Source organism: Thalassotalea sp. Y01 (genome assembly GCF_012932945.1).
In the GTDB taxonomy this organism is placed as follows: domain Bacteria; phylum Pseudomonadota; class Gammaproteobacteria; order Enterobacterales; family Alteromonadaceae; genus Thalassotalea_A.
In genome coordinates, this window is sequence record NZ_JABBXG010000002.1 from 303,091 (window position 1) to 322,102 (window position 19,012).

14 protein-coding genes are annotated in these 19,012 nt (G+C 43.2%); all 14 read right to left on the reverse strand.

The window, feature by feature from the left end:
* Positions 1–20: 20 nt before the first annotated feature.
* The 14 genes from HII16_RS04200 to prpF all read right to left on the reverse strand — a co-directional run bounded on the left by HII16_RS04200 (position 21) and on the right by prpF (position 18,871).
* Positions 21–2,348 (reverse strand): MMPL family transporter, encoded by a 2,328-nt coding sequence (locus HII16_RS04200; RefSeq protein ID WP_169127755.1) that lies wholly within the window; start codon positions 2,346–2,348, stop codon positions 21–23.
* The gene (locus tag HII16_RS04205) at positions 2,348–3,349 is read right to left on the reverse strand and encodes a YCF48-related protein (RefSeq protein ID WP_169127757.1); all 1,002 of its coding nucleotides are present in this window, start codon (positions 3,347–3,349) and stop codon (positions 2,348–2,350) included. The genes HII16_RS04200 and HII16_RS04205 overlap by 1 nt, the downstream gene beginning before the upstream one ends.
* A 141-nt stretch (positions 3,350–3,490) precedes the next feature.
* Positions 3,491–4,855, reverse strand: coding sequence for a DUF1329 domain-containing protein (locus HII16_RS04210; RefSeq protein WP_169127759.1), 1,365 nt, complete (start codon positions 4,853–4,855; stop codon positions 3,491–3,493).
* Positions 4,856–4,863: 8 nt separating this feature from the next.
* Positions 4,864–6,894, reverse strand: coding sequence for a DUF1302 domain-containing protein (locus tag HII16_RS04215; protein WP_169127761.1), 2,031 nt, complete (start codon positions 6,892–6,894; stop codon positions 4,864–4,866).
* 396 nt (positions 6,895–7,290) lie between these two features.
* Positions 7,291–9,858 (reverse strand): aminopeptidase N, encoded by a 2,568-nt coding sequence (gene pepN / locus HII16_RS04220; RefSeq protein WP_169127763.1) that lies wholly within the window; start codon positions 9,856–9,858, stop codon positions 7,291–7,293.
* A gap of 135 nt (positions 9,859–9,993) precedes the next feature.
* Positions 9,994–11,451 (reverse strand): Na+/H+ antiporter NhaC, encoded by a 1,458-nt coding sequence (gene nhaC / locus HII16_RS04225; RefSeq protein ID WP_135440097.1) that lies wholly within the window; start codon positions 11,449–11,451, stop codon positions 9,994–9,996.
* 368 nt (positions 11,452–11,819) lie between these two features.
* Complete coding sequence (gene prc / locus HII16_RS04230) at positions 11,820–13,832, reverse strand: carboxy terminal-processing peptidase (protein WP_169127765.1); 2,013 nt, start codon at positions 13,830–13,832, stop codon at positions 11,820–11,822.
* 18 nt (positions 13,833–13,850) lie between these two features.
* Positions 13,851–14,492: an RNA chaperone ProQ gene (gene proQ, locus HII16_RS04235; RefSeq protein WP_348981388.1), complete on the reverse strand. Its 642-nt coding sequence runs from the start codon at positions 14,490–14,492 to the stop codon at positions 13,851–13,853.
* Positions 14,493–14,509: 17 nt separating this feature from the next.
* A complete protein-coding gene (locus HII16_RS04240; RefSeq protein ID WP_169127769.1) occupies positions 14,510–14,797 on the reverse strand; it encodes a hypothetical protein in 288 nt (95 codons plus the stop codon).
* A 33-nt stretch (positions 14,798–14,830) separates the two neighbouring features.
* Positions 14,831–15,289, reverse strand: a complete 459-nt coding sequence (locus HII16_RS04245) for a GAF domain-containing protein (protein WP_169127771.1) — start codon at positions 15,287–15,289, stop codon at positions 14,831–14,833.
* A gap of 121 nt (positions 15,290–15,410) precedes the next feature.
* A complete protein-coding gene (locus HII16_RS04250) occupies positions 15,411–16,115 on the reverse strand; it encodes an SIMPL domain-containing protein (protein WP_169127773.1) in 705 nt (234 codons plus the stop codon).
* A 3-nt stretch (positions 16,116–16,118) separates the two neighbouring features.
* The gene (locus HII16_RS04255; protein WP_169127775.1) at positions 16,119–16,724 is read right to left on the reverse strand and encodes a DUF2057 domain-containing protein; all 606 of its coding nucleotides are present in this window, start codon (positions 16,722–16,724) and stop codon (positions 16,119–16,121) included.
* Positions 16,725–16,735: 11 nt separating this feature from the next.
* Entirely contained in the window at positions 16,736–17,554 is an 819-nt protein-coding gene (locus HII16_RS04260; RefSeq protein WP_169127777.1) for a GNAT family N-acetyltransferase, read from the reverse strand.
* Positions 17,555–17,692: 138 nt separating this feature from the next.
* The gene (prpF, locus tag HII16_RS04265; protein WP_169127779.1) at positions 17,693–18,871 is read right to left on the reverse strand and encodes a 2-methylaconitate cis-trans isomerase PrpF; all 1,179 of its coding nucleotides are present in this window, start codon (positions 18,869–18,871) and stop codon (positions 17,693–17,695) included.
* Positions 18,872–19,012: the final 141 nt, after the last annotated feature.

Sequence of the window (19,012 nt, forward strand, 5' to 3'; positions counted from 1 at the left end):
AACTTTCATTTTACTGAAAATCAGCTTTTTCTTTTCCATAGGAACGTTGAAAGTGCTGGCAAAATAATTATTGCCGCCAACATGTTTACCAAAAACATAAAGGTCAACAAGATGCCCATGTCGACTTGAAATTTCAGTGCTGAAAAGAACCAAGTCGAGACACCAATTGCTAACGTCACACCCGTGATCAATACCGCACTGCCTCGCTCTTTTAATGCGCCAAGATACGCATCCGCCATCGTCTCACCCATTTTCAAGCGCTGACTCATGGTCGATAGAATATAAATACCGTAATCGACCCCAATACCAACACCAAGAGCAATGACTGGTAATGTTGACACCGTCAGACCGATATCAAGAAATGTCATTAACGCTTGAGCTAATGTTGATACAACATACAAAGGCACGATAACTACTATCGTCGCTCTCACAGAGCGAAAGCTAATTAAACACAATAAAGTAACCGCCGCATAGACATACAGCATCATAGGTAACTGTGCTTCGGCGACGGCTTCGTTTGTCGCCGCCATTACACCCACCGGGCCTGACGCCAGTTTAAATTGAATCTCATCGGTACTTAATTCTACAAGATTCAATTTTACCGCATCAACCACACGTTCGATGGTTTGCGCTTTGTGATCTTCCATAAACAAGATAATCGGCATCGCACTACAATCGGTGTTTAAAAGACCACTGGTGGTTGGCACCAAGGCAATAGATTGCACCAAAGATGATGAATTACGTGGTAATACATGCCAACGTTTATTGCCTTCGTTGAAGTTCGAGTTTACTTTTTTAGCTACTGTCGCCAAGGATACTGCCGATTGTACGCCGTCAATGTTCTCTAGACGCCATTGCATGGTATCAATGGTTTCCAGTACCTCATGATTAATACAAGAGTCACTGTAAGTCTCGACAACCACCGACATGTAATCAACGCTGATAGCATATTTATCGGTTATTAAGAAGGTGTCCTGATTATAACGAGAGCTTTCATGCAAGGCAGGAGCACCGGCATGCAATTCGCCAATCTTTAACTTTTCACTCTGATTAAAGCCCCATAGGAACAATACCGCAGTAACTGCCAGAATGATGCCCGCAGCTTTCGGTGAGCTAACAATCGCGGCTTTCTTCCATAACAAGCGATTCATCAATTTGTGATCGGCATTCTCGATGATTTTTCTTTGCTCTTCCTGATCAAAGCGAACAAACGACACCAGCACAGGTAACAGTACCAAGTTGGTAAAGATAATCAAGCCAACCCCCAACGACGCGGTGATTGCTAATTCACGGATAATGCCAATATCAATCGCCAATAAGGTTAAGAAGCCTACGGTATCTGATAGCAACGCAATACCGCCTGGTACTAATAGACGTCTAAATGACTGTTGTGCCGCTTGCTTAGCGTTGTAGCCTTTGGCAACTTCTTTGGATATGGCGTTGATCATCTGCACACCATGGGACACACCGATGGCAAACACCAAAAACGGTACCAATATCGACATTGGATCAAGACCAAAACCCAGTTCAGTGAGCATGCCCATTTGCCATATAACCGCAATAAGCGAACAGGTTATTGGCAACAGTGTTAAGGTGATCGATTTACAGAACAGATAGACCATAACCGCAGTTATGGCGATAGCGATGGCGAAGAAGGTCACAACACCTTGTGCACCATTGGCAATATCACCGACCATTTTGGCAAATCCAATAATGTGAATACTGATATTGTCTTTTTCAAACTTGCCACGGATTTCGTCCTCCAATTGCTTGGAGATTTTTAGGGTATCAAGTTTCTCGCCGGTCTGTGGATCCATTTCCATCAGAGACGCTTTAACCATGGCACAACTGTAGTCATCAGAGACCACTGAGCCGACGATACCTGCCTTTTCAATATTACTCTTAACCGTCGCTAAACCCTGTTTATTGGGTTTAAAGTCAGCAGGAATGACAGGCCCACCGGCAAAGCCATCCTCGACCACTTCAACAAAACGCGTCGATGGCGAATACAAAGAGTTAACCAAAATACGATTGACGCCAGGAATAAAAAACAACTGGTCGTGCACGCCTTTTAAGGTCGAGAAAAATGGTTCGTTAAAAATATCTCCGTCGGTATTACATACCGATATCAAGACATTATTGGCACCACCAAAGTCTGTTTGGTGTTTAAGGTAAGTCTGCATGTAGCTGTGTTGCAGAGGGATATTTTTTTCAAATGAGGCATCAAGACGAATATTGGTCGCTTGAGCCAGCAAGTAACCGGTAATAAAAAGGAAAACGCCCAACACCGTAAACCGAAATCGAAACAGGTTGCGCTCAAAGTGATTCAAGAATTTTTTAAATATCATTATTGTACATCCAGAACTTTCATTCCAACTTCTGAAGCGACGACGAGTTTATCGTTAAACCAAACTCCCGCCATAAGCGCTTTACCGTCTTTTTCAGTGGTCAAGGTAAACTGTTTGCCATCATCACTAGATAGCAATACACCGGCATTGGCTAAGACAAAGACCTTGCCACTATCATTCGTCACGATACCGTTTAACAAGGCAATGGAATCAATCTCAACATGCTGCCATTGCGTGCCGTTATCTTCGCTGTAAAACAAATTGCCACGCAGACCTGCTGCCAACAGCACATTGCCCTTAACCACGGCGATATCGAAAAATGAGCCAATATACACTTCATCAAGCAATTGCCAGGTTTTACCCCAATCACTGCTTTTAGCCAGCAAGCCAAGTTCACCCGCCAAAAATAACTCGTCTTGATGCATATACAAGGCATTGAAATGTGGCAAAATGCTGCCAATTTCTTCTTTGTAAAACTCAGGATCTTCAAGCTTAAGATCTTCCAAATACAATTGGTCGTCTTCATTGAGCAGCTCTAGGTGATATTCTTCCTGCCACGTCTTGCCACCATCTTGGGTACGATACATAAAGCCGTAGGCGCCTACCGCGATACCGTTATTGGCATCGAAGAACATCAAATCAAATAAAGGTCGTTCGAGCTCAGGCTTATGGTTTTGCAATTGCCAGCTTTTACCACCATCAGTGGTGTGTAATATCACTGAATCATGACCAACCGCCCAGCCGGTTTGCTCATTCAAAAAGAAAAGTTTATTGATTGTCGATTTGGTTGGAACAGCGGTTTGTTGCCAGTTTGCGCCATCATTTGAAGTCAGAATATGACCTCGCTCTCCGGCAGCAATCAAAGTCTCACTGTTGACTTTAATCACATCTAACATTAAAGACTTACTTGCTAAAGCTTGCATTTCTGCATCATTCGCCCATACCTTGCCTGTCATTAAGACAAGTAACGCGAGCAAACAACTTGTTATTGTTTTGTTCATTAAAAGCAGTACCTACTCAGGTTATCTATTCTGCTCACTTATACACGTATATGGCACAATACTCAAGACATCGGATGAGTGTTCACGTAAGCAAAAAAAACGGTTGGCTAAGCCAACCGTTTATTATAATCAGTTTGTCGGTTAGCGACGTCCTTCTCGACGCAACGCCGAAGAAGTAAAGTCACGGTCTTTAACTTTAGGAGCAAAATCGTACATATTGTGCTCATTATCTAGACCAATCGCGATATAACGGCGAGAGTTAAGATCGTGATACACCTCAAGTGTAGACCATTGCGCCGGTAATTCGTAATAATTCAAGCCATGTGCTTGCGCTACACGATACAACTGATCGCGGTTATCGTACATGTCAGCAACCGATACTTGCCAGCTGTCTTCGTCAATATAGAAAACGCGGGTTTTGTAGACATGGCTGGTGCCATCTTTTAATTTCGCTTCAACAACCCAAACACGGTGTTTCTCATAGCGAACCAAGTCAGAGTTGATATGGCCTTTCTTAAGAATTTGATCGTATTTAACTGAGTCGCTGTGCAAACGGTAATCGTTATATGGAATCAATAATTCCTGCTTACCTTTTAACTCCCATGTATAACGATCTGGTGCGCCGTTAAACATATCAAAGTCATCGGTTGTCCGTAAACCATCTGACGCTGTACCTGGAGCATCATAAGCAACATTTGGCGCACGACGTACACGGCGTTGACCGGTATTGTATGTCCAAGCCTGACGTGGCGTTTTCACCTGATCCATTGTTTCGTGTACAAGCAATGCAGTACCTGCTAAACGTGCTGGCTCTGACACTTTTTGCTTAAATTTAAACAGTATATTGGTCTTTTCCAAGTCTTCATAGCTTGCGCCTTGAACACCGTAAGGAATGATCAACGATTCATCAAAACCAATGTACGTGTAATCACCGCTAGCGGTAGGCGCTGCCTGACCACCTTCGCGAGCGATACGCTCACCACGGTAACGTAAGGTATGGTTCCAAATCGCTTCCAAACCGCTTTGTGGAATTGGGAACGGTACGCCAACAGCCGCTTTAGTGATACCGTTACCGCCACGAATCAATTCTGAACGGGTCGCATTTTTAACGGTTTCATCATATACATGCTGTGGGTATGACGCACTGCGGCGAGTCTGATAGACATTCATTTTGAATGTCTCAGGATACAGTTCAAACAATTTCATTTGACCCGGAGTCAAAATATCTTTGTATTGCGCTGCGTTTTGCGCACTTACCGTATATTGCACTTTATCTTCTGGGTACGGGTCTGGGTGATGATCGCCGACAGTGTAGCCAGCCGGAGCCTCTGTAATACCGCCAGTCCAGGCTGGAATCGAACCGTCTGCGTTAGCAGCGGTTTCGGCGCCCATAGGCGTTAATTCTTTACCTAGCTTGGCTGCCTCTTCTGGCGAAACCTTAGCCATAGATGACGCTGAACATAATGCTAAGGTCACTGCTAAAGATAAGCTTGTAATTTTTTTCATGTCTACCTCTAGATTGAGTACTTGATGTTAAACGAGACAAAGTCACGGTCTTCGATCCGATTGGTTGTACCTACACCGTCAAAAAACGCGTTGTAGTTAATATCAGCGGACCATCGGCTTTGATAATCAAATGAAACGCCAGCGGAAACTGACTTTCTCTCTTCAACAAATAAAAATAGTGGATCTGGTGTAATACCATTCACGTCATGCGAGAACACCACACGTGGTGCGACATTTATGCCCCAGAATACATCGTTGTAATCTAATTTCGCCAACACACGATAACCCCAGGCACTATCACTTGGGAACGGGTTAGTTTCTGTGCCACCAAACAATACCATTCGACCATCTTGCGATAGAGGAGTTCCTGAACGGGCGCCACCAGGGCCATTTAGACGCAATTCATCATGCGACGGCATGTCCTGAATACTAATACCACCAACCTCTAATAAAGTGGTAAATTGGCCTGCACCTAAAGTTGGGCCCCACAAATTAGTTAGCGTGATTTGTGCTTGAATCGTATCTAGCTCGATATAACCTTGCGCTAATTCGCCTGGCGGAATATCGTCCATCTGTGAAATACCGTCAAGTGGTGCCAGACCTGCCGCAGCAAGTTGCTCTGGAACAGCAGCAAACAGTAGTTCAACGTCATCAATTTGCAATGGCTCATCTTCACGGTACGACACTTCACCCGCTACCGATGTAACACCTATGGTGGTGTTAAAGCTCAAACCATACATGTTGATGTCTTCAGGGTAGATAAATAATGCTTTCGCATAGGCGTTAAGGTTAGTGATATTGTCTTCCGTGATGCCAGCATTTAACTGAGCCAAATCCGCTGCGAGCGCTGGGGTTCCAAAATCCGCTGTTTGACCAGAGATTACCGGACGACGAGAATGATAGTTAACGTAATAAAGCGCTAATTCAGTATCGTTTAATTCAGGGAAGAAATACGAGAATTTCAAACCATACTGACCACCATCTTCAGGCTCAATTTCACCCTTTTCATTTTCTGGCGTTAACGTAGCCGCACGTGCTAAATCAATATAATCACCTAGCTTGGCGAAATCTGCCGGGGTACCGGTCAGTGAATCACCGAGTTCATTTAACTTGGCTACTAACTCTTGCAAGTTGATATCGGCTGTACCACCAAAACCTAGCTGAATATTGTTGTTGTAACCACCAGAGCCGGCGAAATCATTGGTCGAAAAATAACTGCCAGGAGCAGGAAGAATTGATTGCTCCCAACGGTATTGGTAGAAGGCTTCAATATTGAAGTTTTCCGTTACACCTATAGATGCCCAAACAGCACCGAATGGAATAAAGGCTTCTTTAAGTTCTGCTCCAGGCGCTCTTAAACGAGCGATATCAACTGGGTTGATTTCTGAAATACCGTGCGCGATCAAAGTCGACTCACCCCAACCGATAAGTTGGTCACCGACACGAATACTTACTGGCACATCACCAAAATACAAATCGGCATAAACAAACGCGTCAAGTAAGCGAATATCACGACAAATTTCTTCTTTAGCGTCGTCATCATCACATGGGCTATATGATTCACCGGTTAACGGGTTCACGTATGGACGATCGTTGTCCATCATTTCAAAATCATAGAAATACATACCACGACCAAAGAAACCGAAATCTCCAATATCTGCGGCGTAGCGAATATCCAGTTCATGCGACCCTTTTAATGTTTTTGAAAAAGCTTCACCAGAATCGTAATTTAGGTTACCCAAGTCACCATTACTTGAATAAGATCCAGGCAACGCCCAAACCTGACCTTGGCTGTAACTATTGTTCATCCAATCAAGGTTGTTTTTAAGGTTGTTAGACTTGGCGGTGAGATTACTCCAATCACGATTTTCTATTCGGTAACTTTCACCGTAAGAAAAGGTAGAATCAAACGATACTTCAAATTCACCTACATCGAATCGGACAGCATGGGAAGGCATGGCGCTAAGAAACAGCAGACCCGCTGCGACGCTTTTAGCAACCGGGCTCTTACCAAACTTACGCAAAGAACTTGGCTTCATTTTTTAAATCCCCGAGAGTTTCGAAAAACTTTTGTTTGTTATTAGTTATTTTTCTAGTTTAAGTAGAACTCAAACAATCATTACACTATTTTAGCATCTAAGCAACACAAAATAACAGACGTCAACCCTATGTAAATAGGTGCTTTGTTTGCAATTTACCCAATTTACCATTAACAAGTTTAAAACAAGCGTTTAAAACTTGTACAAATTAATGAACACGCTTAAATCATAGGTGTGAAACCCATATTGCGCAAAGCCAAACAGGTCAATGGTCAGACCAGCGTTTAAAGTATTAACTCTAAAGGTAATAAGATTGTTAACAAAAAAAGAGAGAAAATAGAAAATATGTTCTCTCTTTTTGTTAATAACATTTTGTTTGTTTAATTAGTGAACAAATTATTTTAATGCGGCAATGACTTTTTCTTGTAGATCTCGACTCAAGTTATCAATTGCTGCAATGCGCTGCAGTTGTTCAATCATCATTTGTTGATGTTGTTTAGCAAACGACTTGTACTGAATCAAAGGTGTGATCAAGCGAGACGCCACTTGCGGATTAATATCATTTAACGCAATCACCTGATCCGCTAAGAATTGATATCCCCTACCGTCTTGGCGATGAAAATGCTTACTATTAAAGTTGGCAAAGCCACCGATTAAGGCTCGAGCTCTGTTTGGGTTTTCAAGGCTGAACTTCGGGTGGCTCATTAACGATTGCACCATTTCGAGTACATCATCACAATCTTGCTGACCTTGCACCATAAACCACTTATCCATCACCAGCGTATTGTCTTGCCATTTTTGTTCAAATGCATCGAGCATCGAAACTTTATTGGCAAGTGAATGCTGACAAGCAACTTTCAACGCGGCCATTTCATCGGTCATATTGGTTGCCGTCGCAAACTGTTGTTGACTGCAGTCTTCGCCATGCGCGGTTAACGCCAGATAACTGAGACAAACGTTTTTAAGCGCACGATCGGCAATCGCTAGGCCATCTTTACTAAATTCGTCTCGGCACAAGTTGTGGTATGTATGTAGAAATAGCTCGGATAATTCCCTCGCCAAATTGGCTTTTAAACGTTGCAACGCTTTGACCAATTGCTGTGGGTCGATAAATGGCATGGCATCAGCCATTTGTTCGAAGTCCGGAATGGTCAGCTGTTCAGCCTTAAGCGCATTGTCGCCGTCTGCGGTTAAAATACTGGCCACGGCGTCTACAACGTTTTGCGGTAACTGATGCGACGGCTCGTTTAACATTTGCTTAATGTGCGCCGCAAATAGTTGTTGCCCCGCATCCCAACGATTGAATGCATCATCTGCACCAACCATGATGTGCAATAAATCTTGTTCACTATAGGGAAACTCGCATTTTACCGGCGCGGAAAAATTACCAAGCAATGCTGGCACCGGGTGTTGCTCGATACCCGTAAAGGTAAATGTTTGTTGCGCTTGGGTAAGTTGCAATAATTGTTTAGCAACCACGTCACCATCAGCCAAAAGTTCAACATTGATTGGGATATGTAAATCCAGTTTTGCTTGGTCATCGTCATTTTGCAGATGACTTTGCTTAATCGTTAACTGGTAGGTTTTACTATCCGCATTGTACTTATCTAGGACATGCAATTGCGGCGTGCCTGATTGCGAATACCAACGTTTAAATAAGCTTAAATCAACGCCGCTGGCATCACTCATTGCGGCAACAAAGTCGTCACAAGTAACGGCTTGACCATCATGACGCTGAAAGTAAAGCTGCATACCTTTTTTAAAACCTTCGGCACCTAAAATGGTATGCATCATACGAATCACTTCTGAGCCCTTTTCATAAACCGTTAAGGTATAAAAGTTATTCATCTCGACCACTTTTTCGGGACGAATAGGATGCGCCATTGGCCCTGCGTCTTCGGCAAATTGATGCGAGCGCAATAGGCGTACGTTTTTAATACGGTTTACCGCCGGCGAATGCATATCGGCACTAAACTGCTGATCACGAAATACCGTTAAGCCCTCTTTAAGGCTTAACTGAAACCAATCGCGACAGGTTACTCGATTACCGGTCCAGTTATGGAAATATTCATGGGCAATCACGGCTTCAACATTAAAGAAATCGTCGTCTGTGGCACTGGTGTCATCGGCCAATACAAACTTCGAATTAAACACATTAAGGCCTTTGTTTTCCATCGCCCCCATGTTGAAGAAGTCGACAGCGACGATCATGTAGATATCAAGGTCGTATTCTAAATCGAACACTTGTTCATCCCACTGCATCGACTTTTTCAAGCTTTGCATCGCGTGTTCAGCTCGACCTAAATTGCCTTTATCGACAAATAACTCAAGCGCGACATCGCGCCCAGAGTGCGTCACGTAACTGTCTTGCAATACGTCAAAGTCGCCTGCGACCAAGGCAAATAAGTAACATGGTTTTGGAAACGGGTCATGCCAAGTTACAAAGTGTTGTCCCTGGGCTAAATCGCCACTATCGACCTTATTACCATTGGCTAATAAATACGGATACTGTGTTTTATCAGCAACAATTTTGGTGGTAAAGGTTGCAAGTACGTCAGGGCGGTCAAGATAATAGGTAATGCGACGAAAACCTTCGGCTTCACATTGACTGCAAAAAACTTCACCGGATTTATATATCCCTTCTAAGGCGGTGTTGTCTTTGGGATTAATCTCGGTCACCAAGGTCAGCTCGAAAGCCTGTTCTGTGGTAGTGATTTGCAGGCCATTGTCGCTCACCTGATAACAACTATCAGCTAAAGGCGCGCCATTAATGGATACCGATAGCAAAGACATATGCTCACCATCGAGTTGCAATGGCTCGCTATGGTTACCTTGGCGACTGATCGCCATGGTGTTAGTGACCTTGCTGTGGTGATCGGATAAATCGATTAACAAGTCAACGGTAGAGATAGTAAAAAGCGGTGCTTGATAATCTTTCAGATAACGGGGAGTAAATTCGCTCATAACGGCTTCTTTGTTTTTAATGATGTTTAGATTCTACCTGCGGTTACAGGTATTGCAACTTGAAAACCGTATGACCATAAAAAAGCCCGCTAGTGCGGGCTTTTTTGATTCATTAAAACGCTAGCTCGTTGCCAATTAAGCGGTAACCGCTTTGGCCAATTTTCTGATTTTAAAACCTATAAAGCCATAAACAACCGCCAGCACAGGGTTAATCAAGTTAAAGAAACAGTAGAACGCGTATTCCAGTGGATTAACCGCTAATACACCGTGCATATAGGCACCACAGCTATTCCATGGAATAAGTGGCGAGGTCAAGGTACCTGAATCTTCAAGAGTACGAGATAAGACCACAGGATCTAATCCACGACGCTCATATTCTTCTTTGTACATACGACCCGGCATGACAATCGCCATATATTGGTCAGCGGTAACAAAGTTAGTCGCAATGCAAGTGCCTACTGTACTAGAAATCAAACCGCCAACCGATTTAATGCCACTTAAGATAGCGTTCATCATGCGACGCAATAAACCAAGATGCTCAAGAACCGCACCAAAGGTTAATGCACAAATAATCAACCATACGGTATTTAACATACCAGACATACCACCACGGCTAAGCAAGTCATCAAGATTTGCATTACCTGAGTTTACCGACACACCGTCAAAGAACGCGGTCCAAACAATAGTAACATTAGCGGTAATGGCATCAACATCTTCACCGGCTAATGACATAATGAAATCTTGCTGAAACAACACTGCCCAAACGGCACCGGCAATTGCGCCAAGGGATACGGCAATAAACGCCGGCACTTTTTTAATAGCCAGTGCCAATAAAATAACCAAAGGGATCAGGTTAAACACACCGATGTCGAAATTCTCTTGCAACAACGTGTTTAGCTGCATTGCATTGTCCGTTGTTTGGCTGACGTCTTCATTCAAACCTAAAATAATGAACAGCACCAACGCCGTGGCAATAGACGGTAATGTCGTCCATAGCATGTAGCGAATGTGGGTAAATAATTCCGAACCGGCAACCGCGGGGGCTAGATTAGTGGTTTCCGACAATGGCGATATCTTATCACCGAAATAAGCGCCAGAGATGATGGCACCAGCGGTGATTGGAGCAGACAGCTCTAAACCACCTGCAACCGCTAGTAAGGCAACACCGACGGTGGCCGCGGTGGTCCACGAACTACCAATAGACATTGATACCAAGCCACAGATAATACACGTTGCCGCATAAAACCAAGATGGGTCTAGTACATTAAGGCCGTAATAAATCAAAGTTGGGACAGTACCCGCTAATAGCCACGTACCAATTAGTGAACCAACCGCTAACAGGATCAAAACCGCGCCTAGTGAGATTGAAATACCATTAATGATGGCTTTTTCAATACTGACCCAGTTATGGCCATTTTTAAAACCGATGATGATAGCAACACCTGTTGCCATAAGAAGACCAATTTGGTTTGGCCCATAAGAAGAATTGTCACCGAAATACATCACCGCTGCGGCAAGCAAGCCGATCATTACGAATACCGGGATCAACGCATCAAGTAAACTTGGTTGTTTGATGGTACTGCTATTAGACATCTGAACTAATACCTTATTTATCGTAGCGACATTATTGTTAGGCATTTAAAAATGCTCATTGTATTGCGTCGCTGCTCTGTTAAAAAAGTGTTACGAGTGTATTACGATTGAAAGCAAAATCAAGCTATTATTTACAACCTAGGGTTATATTGACGCTCTACAACTCCTGTGAATGTGCGGCAGTATAAAAAATCTATTCAGTAATCGCGAATACATATGCGCTCTGATTACAAATTAATATAATTTTATGCAGACGCTCGACATAAGGCAAAATAATCACCACCACCAAATCGCTACCAATGTTGACAAAAATTGCAATAAAAAAGCCGCTAACATGCGGCTTTGTCATACTAAAGTATCGAGTGTTGCTACTGTTTTGCTAAACGACCAACTTCGACTAAATCGAAAGTAATGTTGGCCGCCTCATCTAAAAACGGATCCAATTCATCAAGATCTTCAGGAATATCATCCACTGAGGCAACTTGTTCCTTACCCATCGCTTTCAAGCGAAGGTTGGCACGTGTTAAACGTTTGGTTTTGTTTTCTTCACGTTCAGCTTTGCGCTCATCGAAATTTAAGGATACCGACTTCTTATCCTTGTTTTCGCGGTAGTAGGCGATGTCTTCGTTTAAATATTTAAACTCATCGTTGCCTTTTATACGCTCTTGATACAACGAATCTAGGTAGGTAATGTCTTTACTGAAATCATTCATCTGAGAATAAGACGCTCTGTCAATCTTATCCCAAGGTAAAGCATTGTCTTCACGACTTTCACCCCAATCACCTGGGTCAATTGCCGATGGGAATTGAATATCTGGTGTTACGCCTTTATGCTGGGTACTACCACCATTGATGCGGTAGAACTTAGCAATGGTAAATTGAATCGAGCCTAATGGATTGTCGTACAAATCATAGACACGACCTAAGCCACGATGCTGTTGCACGGTACCTTTACCAAAAGTGTTTTCACCAATAATCACCGCGCGACCATAATCTTGTAGTGCTGCGGCAAAAATTTCTGACGCTGACGCACTGTAACGATCGACCATTACCGTTAATGGACCATCGTAGTAACTGATACCATCGGTGTCTTTGTTCACTTCCACACGGTTAGCACCGTCACGAACCTGTACCACAGGTCCTTTATCAATGAACAAACCGGTCAACAAGGTTGCTTCAACTAGAGAGCCACCACCATTGCCACGCAAATCAACGATAATACCTTGGACACTATCTTCTTTTAGCTTGGCGATTTCTTTGGCGACGTCACGAGACAGCTTGTTATAGAAACTTGGAATGGTAATCACTCCAAGCTTCTTGTCATTTTCTTCGTAAACTTCAGATTTTGCTGCACGATCTTCGAGCTTGATGGTATCGCGCACAATTGAAATCACTTCAATAACAGGGTCGTCTTCGCCCTTTTCAACTTGCAAGCGAACCGTCGTACCTTTTGGTCCTTTGATTAAATCGACAACATCATCTAAACGCCAGCCAACGACATCAACTAATTCTTCGTCGTCTTGCGCAACACCAATGATTTTATCTTTTGCTTTAAGCTTTTTCGACTTGTCGGCAGGTCCACCGGTGACAACGCTTTGGATAACCGTAAAGTCATCTTCAAGACGCAATACCGCACCGATACCTTCGAGCTTTAAATTCATTTCCATCTGGAAACGTTCTGCATTACGCGGTGATAAGTACGAGGTATGAGGTTCAACGGTACGAGAAAATGAATTCATCACCACTTGGAACACGTCTTCTGACTCACCTTGACTGAGACGTTTCATTGCATAACGATAACGTTTGCCAAGAACTGTTTGAATTTCTTCCCACTTCTTGCCGGCAAGTTTCAGATTTAATGCGTCATACTTAACACGTTTGCGCCACAACTCGTCAAGTTCTTCACGTGATGTGACATAAGGCATGTCTTCACGATCAAACTGGTATTCTTCCTTAACCGAAAAATCAAATTCTTTGTCGAGCAATGAAAGAGCGTACTCGTAACGCTCAAAGCGGCGTTGCACATTTAAGTTGTAAATATCAAACGCAGGATTCAATTTGCCTGAGGTCACCATATCGTCAAAAGAGTTGCGATATTTTTCGAAACCATCGATATCAGATTGAAGGAAGATATTACGCGAAAAATCTAGATTTTTAACATAATGGTCAAACACTTCCGATGACAATTCATCATCAAATTGAAATTTTTTGTAGTGTTGACGTGCAAAAGTTGCCGATATTCGCTGGCTTGCTTTCTTGTGCTGGACTTCTTGAGTGAGCACAGGTAAATCCTGAGCGGTGACAACCTTAGTTTCGGCAAAGGATGCTAATGAGGTGACAGACAATGAAATGGCAAGGGCTAATCGACAGATTTTTTGCATATAACAACTCCGGTGATTTTACTTGGTAAAGATTTTGTCGGCTTGCGTTTTAACGATCATGCCTGAAACAAGTTGAACGGAAACATCTTTACCCGCTACTTCTGTAATAGTAGCAGCTATTGGTGAATTCCCAAATTGCACCATAACACTGGCGCCTACTGACAACGCAGAGGCGTCAGCTTGGGTTAATTTAACAGCAGGTTTTGGTTTCGCAGAGGACTTCTTCGCCTTACCAACCTTAAACTTTTTCGCTTTCTCATCAGAGCGTTTGTCGCCCTGTTTAGTTCCTTTATAAGACGAATTTTCTTTTTTGTCTTGTGTTTTTTTGTTAGAAAACTTTTCTTGGCTCTCTTTTAGCGTCTTTGCAGCGTAATCAGCTTGCTCTTGATCTATCTCTGCGATCTCCGCTCCGGTAAGGTCTATACGGTGAGTTCCGGCCTTAACAGACTTAAGATAGCGCCAGCTTGAGGTGTAATGGCGTAAAGCTTGACGAAGCTGTGTTTTGCTCACTTTCTCGTCGCCGTTTAGTGCTTCAGCCAAATCTTGAAAAATACCCACCTTTAACGGTTTCGCTTGTCCTTCTAAGGAAAAACAGGCTGGGAATTTTTCAGCCAAATAGGCAATCACTTCTTTACTGGTGATACGTTTAGTTTCCATAATTCGATTACTTCAAATAATTAAAATTGTTGTTCGAGATATTGCTCACGGTTTTCCAGCACATGGCGGCACCAGTCATAAATATCTTCATGTTCGATTTCGGCCAGCGCGGGCTGACCAATCCAATGTTCCCACACCAAATCAAGCAACTGAGTCAATTCAGTTGGTTCGATATCGTCTTCAGCCAGTTGATATAGGGTGTGATAAATCTCGTTCAGGTTTTCTGTAACACACTCTTCCTCGCCATCCCAGTCACCAACGACTTCTTCAGAGACAAGAAAATCATGTATTACAACAAATTCTTTCATTAATTATACGCCAACTCGGTTAAAGGTGATGGATTAATTCAAAGATAGCTGAAAACGATCAACTATCGCTTGTAATCCAATCGCGTCCTGTTCATCAAAATTACCGTATTCAGTGCTGTCGATATCCAGCACGCCTATAACCTTGCCATCGTTAAACACAGGAATAACGATTTCCGAATTGCTCGCCGCGTCACAGGCAATATGACCGCTAAACTGGTGCACATCAGTGACCAATTGCAACGTACCTTCTGACACAGCGGTGCCACATACGCCACGACCAATGTCAATGCGAATGCAAGCGACCTGCCCTTGGAACGGACCAAGTACTAATTGGCCGTCAACCATTCGATAGAAGCCAGCCCAGTTAACGTTTTCAAGACTGTTAAACAAAATAGCGCTGATATTGGCCATGTTGGCTGTTACATCGGTCTCGTCACCAATAATGGCGTCAACTTGAGCCAACAGAGTGCGATAAAATTGTGTTTTTTCCATGGGTGTCATTTAATTCGGATTATACGATTATAAAACTGGCATAACATACCTGTTAAAGCTCCGAAATTAAAGGCTTTATTGCATTTTTTTACGGAAAAGTAAGTGCCAGAGGCTGGCTGAGCTATTTAATTGAGAAGTTGATGACCACTTGCGCAGCAATTTCACGTCTTCCTGGGGTCGACGTTAATGCAACCGCTCTGCTTGTTTCAGCGTCATCATTTACTCGTAACACCCGTGGTGCATTAACCGGTATCTCAGCCATATAGGTTACCTTGCCGACTTTAACATTAAGTTGTTTCGCCAATTGTTGTGCTTTGGCTTTGGCATCTTCAATGGCGATATCCATAGCTTGGCGGTAATACATGTCTGCTTTTTCGGTTTGATAATTCAATCCAGAGATATGCTTCACACCAATCACGATGGCGCGCTCCATTAACGGATCATAGTGAGCAAAGTCATTGAGAATAAACGTTAATTTACGCGACACTTCAATAAGCGCTGGTTGATATAAACTGTCTTGATTTTGTGATGAGTGATCAAAAATTGGACGAATCAACATTTGTGCGGTTTCAATGTTGTCATCTTTCACACCTAAAGACTTAGCTACGGCTAAGATGTCTTGTGATTTTTCATCGACAACTTGTTTTGATTGTTCGGCGCTAACAGCACGGTCGGCAATAGTAATGGAAAATGTAAACACATCAGGATCAATTAAGATGGCGCCTTTGCCCGTCACTTCTAATCCATGTTTTTGATACTCATTCGCGTGCGCAACATTGGACATAAGGCACACTAAGGCGAATAGGCTTAGATGTAGATATTTCATGTATTACTCCTGCTCTTCTAAGTATTGCAAAAATGCCTCTTTGTCTTGTTGGCTGGCTTGATGCCACCAATATTTAAGCATAGACAAGGATTGCGGCGATTGGTTGGCTACTGGCGCTTGCTCACTTTGCAAAGACTTTTTGACGATTTGTTGGCGACGATTCATGGTTTCTCTCATCACCTCATCTTCATAACTTGCCAATGATTGGTTTACCATCGCAATGGCTTTGCCTTGGCTGTCGATTAATTGCACTTGCGGATCTTTGGCAAATAATTTAGCGCTGTCGCTATCGACTGGCTTTGTGTAACTGAAGGTGAGCTGTTCGTCACCGGCAATCGAAAACAATAAAATAAACGGCTTTGAACGAATCGTGGTGTGATGATCTTCCATATCGTCATCAAATAACTCTGAATATTTTAACACAACCACGTTTTGCCCTGGCTCAAGCGTGACTTTGGATTCTCTTGCAAAAAACGACGTCGAATGCTCTTCCCCATTGACGCGCAGCACACTGAAGGTGTCAGGAACAACCAACTCGGTTGCACTTAAAGCGCTGCTAAACAACAACGCCATGGCCAATAGTTGTTTATAGATGGTGTTAAATTTCAAACTAGACTCCATTATTGAAACGATTTATGGAACATTATTTTCGCGTCATCTAATCCAGAGTTCCCCTGATAGCCACTTATTTTATAGCCATTTTTCAATAGGAACTGCATCATCATCGGGTATATGTTCATCGATTTGACTCGTAATTGTTTATAGCCTTGTTGCTCGACCCACGTCTCTTGATAACTCAGTAAACTTTGCGCCAACCCCAATTGACGATATTCAGGGTCTACGCCGCCCAACCAACTGTAAAACACATTTTGATTAAGCTGATAACCTACTTTTACCGCAACCGGTTGCTCGTCGACATAAGCTGCTAGGGCTAAGAAAGATTCGTTACCAATGCGATTGCGTAAATACTCCGCATCAATTTTTGGCTCAGCGGCAAGTTCCGGAATATTGCTAAGTAAATGTGCCGCCTGCTCCAATGATATGGACTCAATATGACAATGGTGTGACGATTGCTTCGCTGCGCTGTTATTGTCTGAAAAATAATGTACAGCTAACCACAAAGTGGTTTCAGTTTGACTGGTTTTCGCGACTCGGTGTTTTAAGCCAGATTTAATGAAACAATAATCGCCTTTACCTAAAGTGACGGTTTCACCAGATTCAAACTCCAGCACGCCGTGGCCATTTAGCACAATAACCCACTCATCTTGTTGCTGCTGATACCAATATCCATCGGCAGAACATTCGCCATTTGAAATAATTCGTTCGATCTTAAGTTGATTGTGACCCGTGTTGCTAGGCCCCATTTCTAGAAGGATTTCTATGATTTCTTTGTTTTGATGTTCGGGCAAAGATGTGAAAACGTTATTTATTGTGGTCATGGGCCGTTAATTAAGTTGCTCTATGCTATAAGACCTTAGCAAAGATTTGAATAATAAAAAGGGCTAGCCTTAGCCAACCCTTTCACTTGTTTAGCATTATTGTAGAGTTTAGCAAGCGCCAAGCTCTTTTAAAACATTTTAAAAACAATCACCTGGTATACGAACCCAGCCTTCCATCAAAATACGTGCACTGCGACTCATGATGGCTTTATCGACTTGCCAGCGATCATCGACACAACTTGCTTGTGCGCCGACCTTTAACGTGCCCGATGGGTGACCAAAGGTGACAAACTGACGTTCACCACCACCTGCGGCAATATTCACTAGCGTGCCAGGAATTGCTCCTGCGGTGCCGATAGCAACAGCAGCCGTGCCCATCATGGCGTGGTGCAATTTGCCCATAGACAAGGCGCGAACATTTAAGTCGATATCATTTACGCTAACGTTTTTACCACTTGAGGCGGTATAGGCTTTTGCCGGTGCGACAAAGGCAACTTTTGGTGTGTGTTGGCGTGATGCTGCTTGTGCAACGTCATTAATCAATCCCATCTTAATCGCACCATAAGCACGGATGGTTTCAAAACGGTTGAGGATTTCATCACTGTTGTTGATATCATCTTGCAGTTCACTGCCGCTAAAACCTAATTCTTCAGCATTAAGGAAGATGGTTGGGATCCCCGCGGTGATCATTGTTGCTTGAAAGGTGCCAACGCCTGGTACATGCAATTCATCAACAATATTACCGGTTGGGAACATGGCTTCATTTGGATCGACAGGGGCAACAAACTCCACCGGTATTTCAGCGGCAGGAAAGGTGACGCCATCTAATTCAAAATCCCCAGTTTCTTGCACTTCGCCATTTACCATTGGTACTTTAGCAATGATGGTTTTGTTGATATTGGCTTGCCAAATACGTACTGTCGCAACACCATTTTCTGGCACACGATCGGCATCGACTAAACCCGAGTAAATCGCAAAGCTACCAACCGCTGCGGTTAAGTTACCGCAATTTCCCGACCAATCAACAAACGCTTTATCAATCGACACCTGGCCGAACAAGTAATCGACATCATGATCAGCCTTTTCACTTTTCGCCAAGATAACGGTTTTGCTGGTACTAGACGTAGCCCCACCCATACCATCGGTTTGCTTACCGTAAGGATCTGGGCTGCCAATTACGCGCAAAAGCATGTTGTCGCGCGCAGCACCCGCAACCTGACAACGTTTAGGCAAGTCGGTAAGGTTGAAAAACACCCCTTTTGAGGTACCACCGCGCATATAGGTTGCTGGTATTTTTACTTGAGGAACATGAGCCATCGCTCTCTCCTATATTAATAAATAGAGGGTGAGTTACCCTACTACCTAATCATCTTATTGTTTAAATGAATTTGGCGGATAGACGAATTAGTTTTTACTGGGAGCAAGACGGAAATACGCAGCCTAGTATTCTAGGTGAGC

Coding starts and splice junctions, on each gene's coding strand:
- HII16_RS04205 (WP_169127757.1), bottom strand. CDS start 3,349: ATGAACAAAACAATAACAAGTTGTTTGCTCGCGTTACTTGTCTTAATG.
- HII16_RS04260 (WP_169127777.1), bottom strand. CDS start 17,554: ATGACCACAATAAATAACGTTTTCACATCTTTGCCCGAACATCAAAAC.
- HII16_RS04210 (WP_169127759.1), bottom strand. CDS start 4,855: ATGAAAAAAATTACAAGCTTATCTTTAGCAGTGACCTTAGCATTATGT.
- prpF (WP_169127779.1), bottom strand. CDS start 18,871: ATGGCTCATGTTCCTCAAGTAAAAATACCAGCAACCTATATGCGCGGT.
- HII16_RS04200 (WP_169127755.1), bottom strand. CDS start 2,348: ATGATATTTAAAAAATTCTTGAATCACTTTGAGCGCAACCTGTTTCGA.
- HII16_RS04240 (WP_169127769.1), bottom strand. CDS start 14,797: ATGAAAGAATTTGTTGTAATACATGATTTTCTTGTCTCTGAAGAAGTC.
- HII16_RS04250 (WP_169127773.1), bottom strand. CDS start 16,115: ATGAAATATCTACATCTAAGCCTATTCGCCTTAGTGTGCCTTATGTCC.
- HII16_RS04215 (WP_169127761.1), bottom strand. CDS start 6,894: ATGAAGCCAAGTTCTTTGCGTAAGTTTGGTAAGAGCCCGGTTGCTAAA.
- HII16_RS04245 (WP_169127771.1), bottom strand. CDS start 15,289: ATGGAAAAAACACAATTTTATCGCACTCTGTTGGCTCAAGTTGACGCC.
- prc (WP_169127765.1), bottom strand. CDS start 13,832: ATGCAAAAAATCTGTCGATTAGCCCTTGCCATTTCATTGTCTGTCACC.
- pepN (WP_169127763.1), bottom strand. CDS start 9,858: ATGAGCGAATTTACTCCCCGTTATCTGAAAGATTATCAAGCACCGCTT.
- nhaC (WP_135440097.1), bottom strand. CDS start 11,451: ATGTCTAATAGCAGTACCATCAAACAACCAAGTTTACTTGATGCGTTG.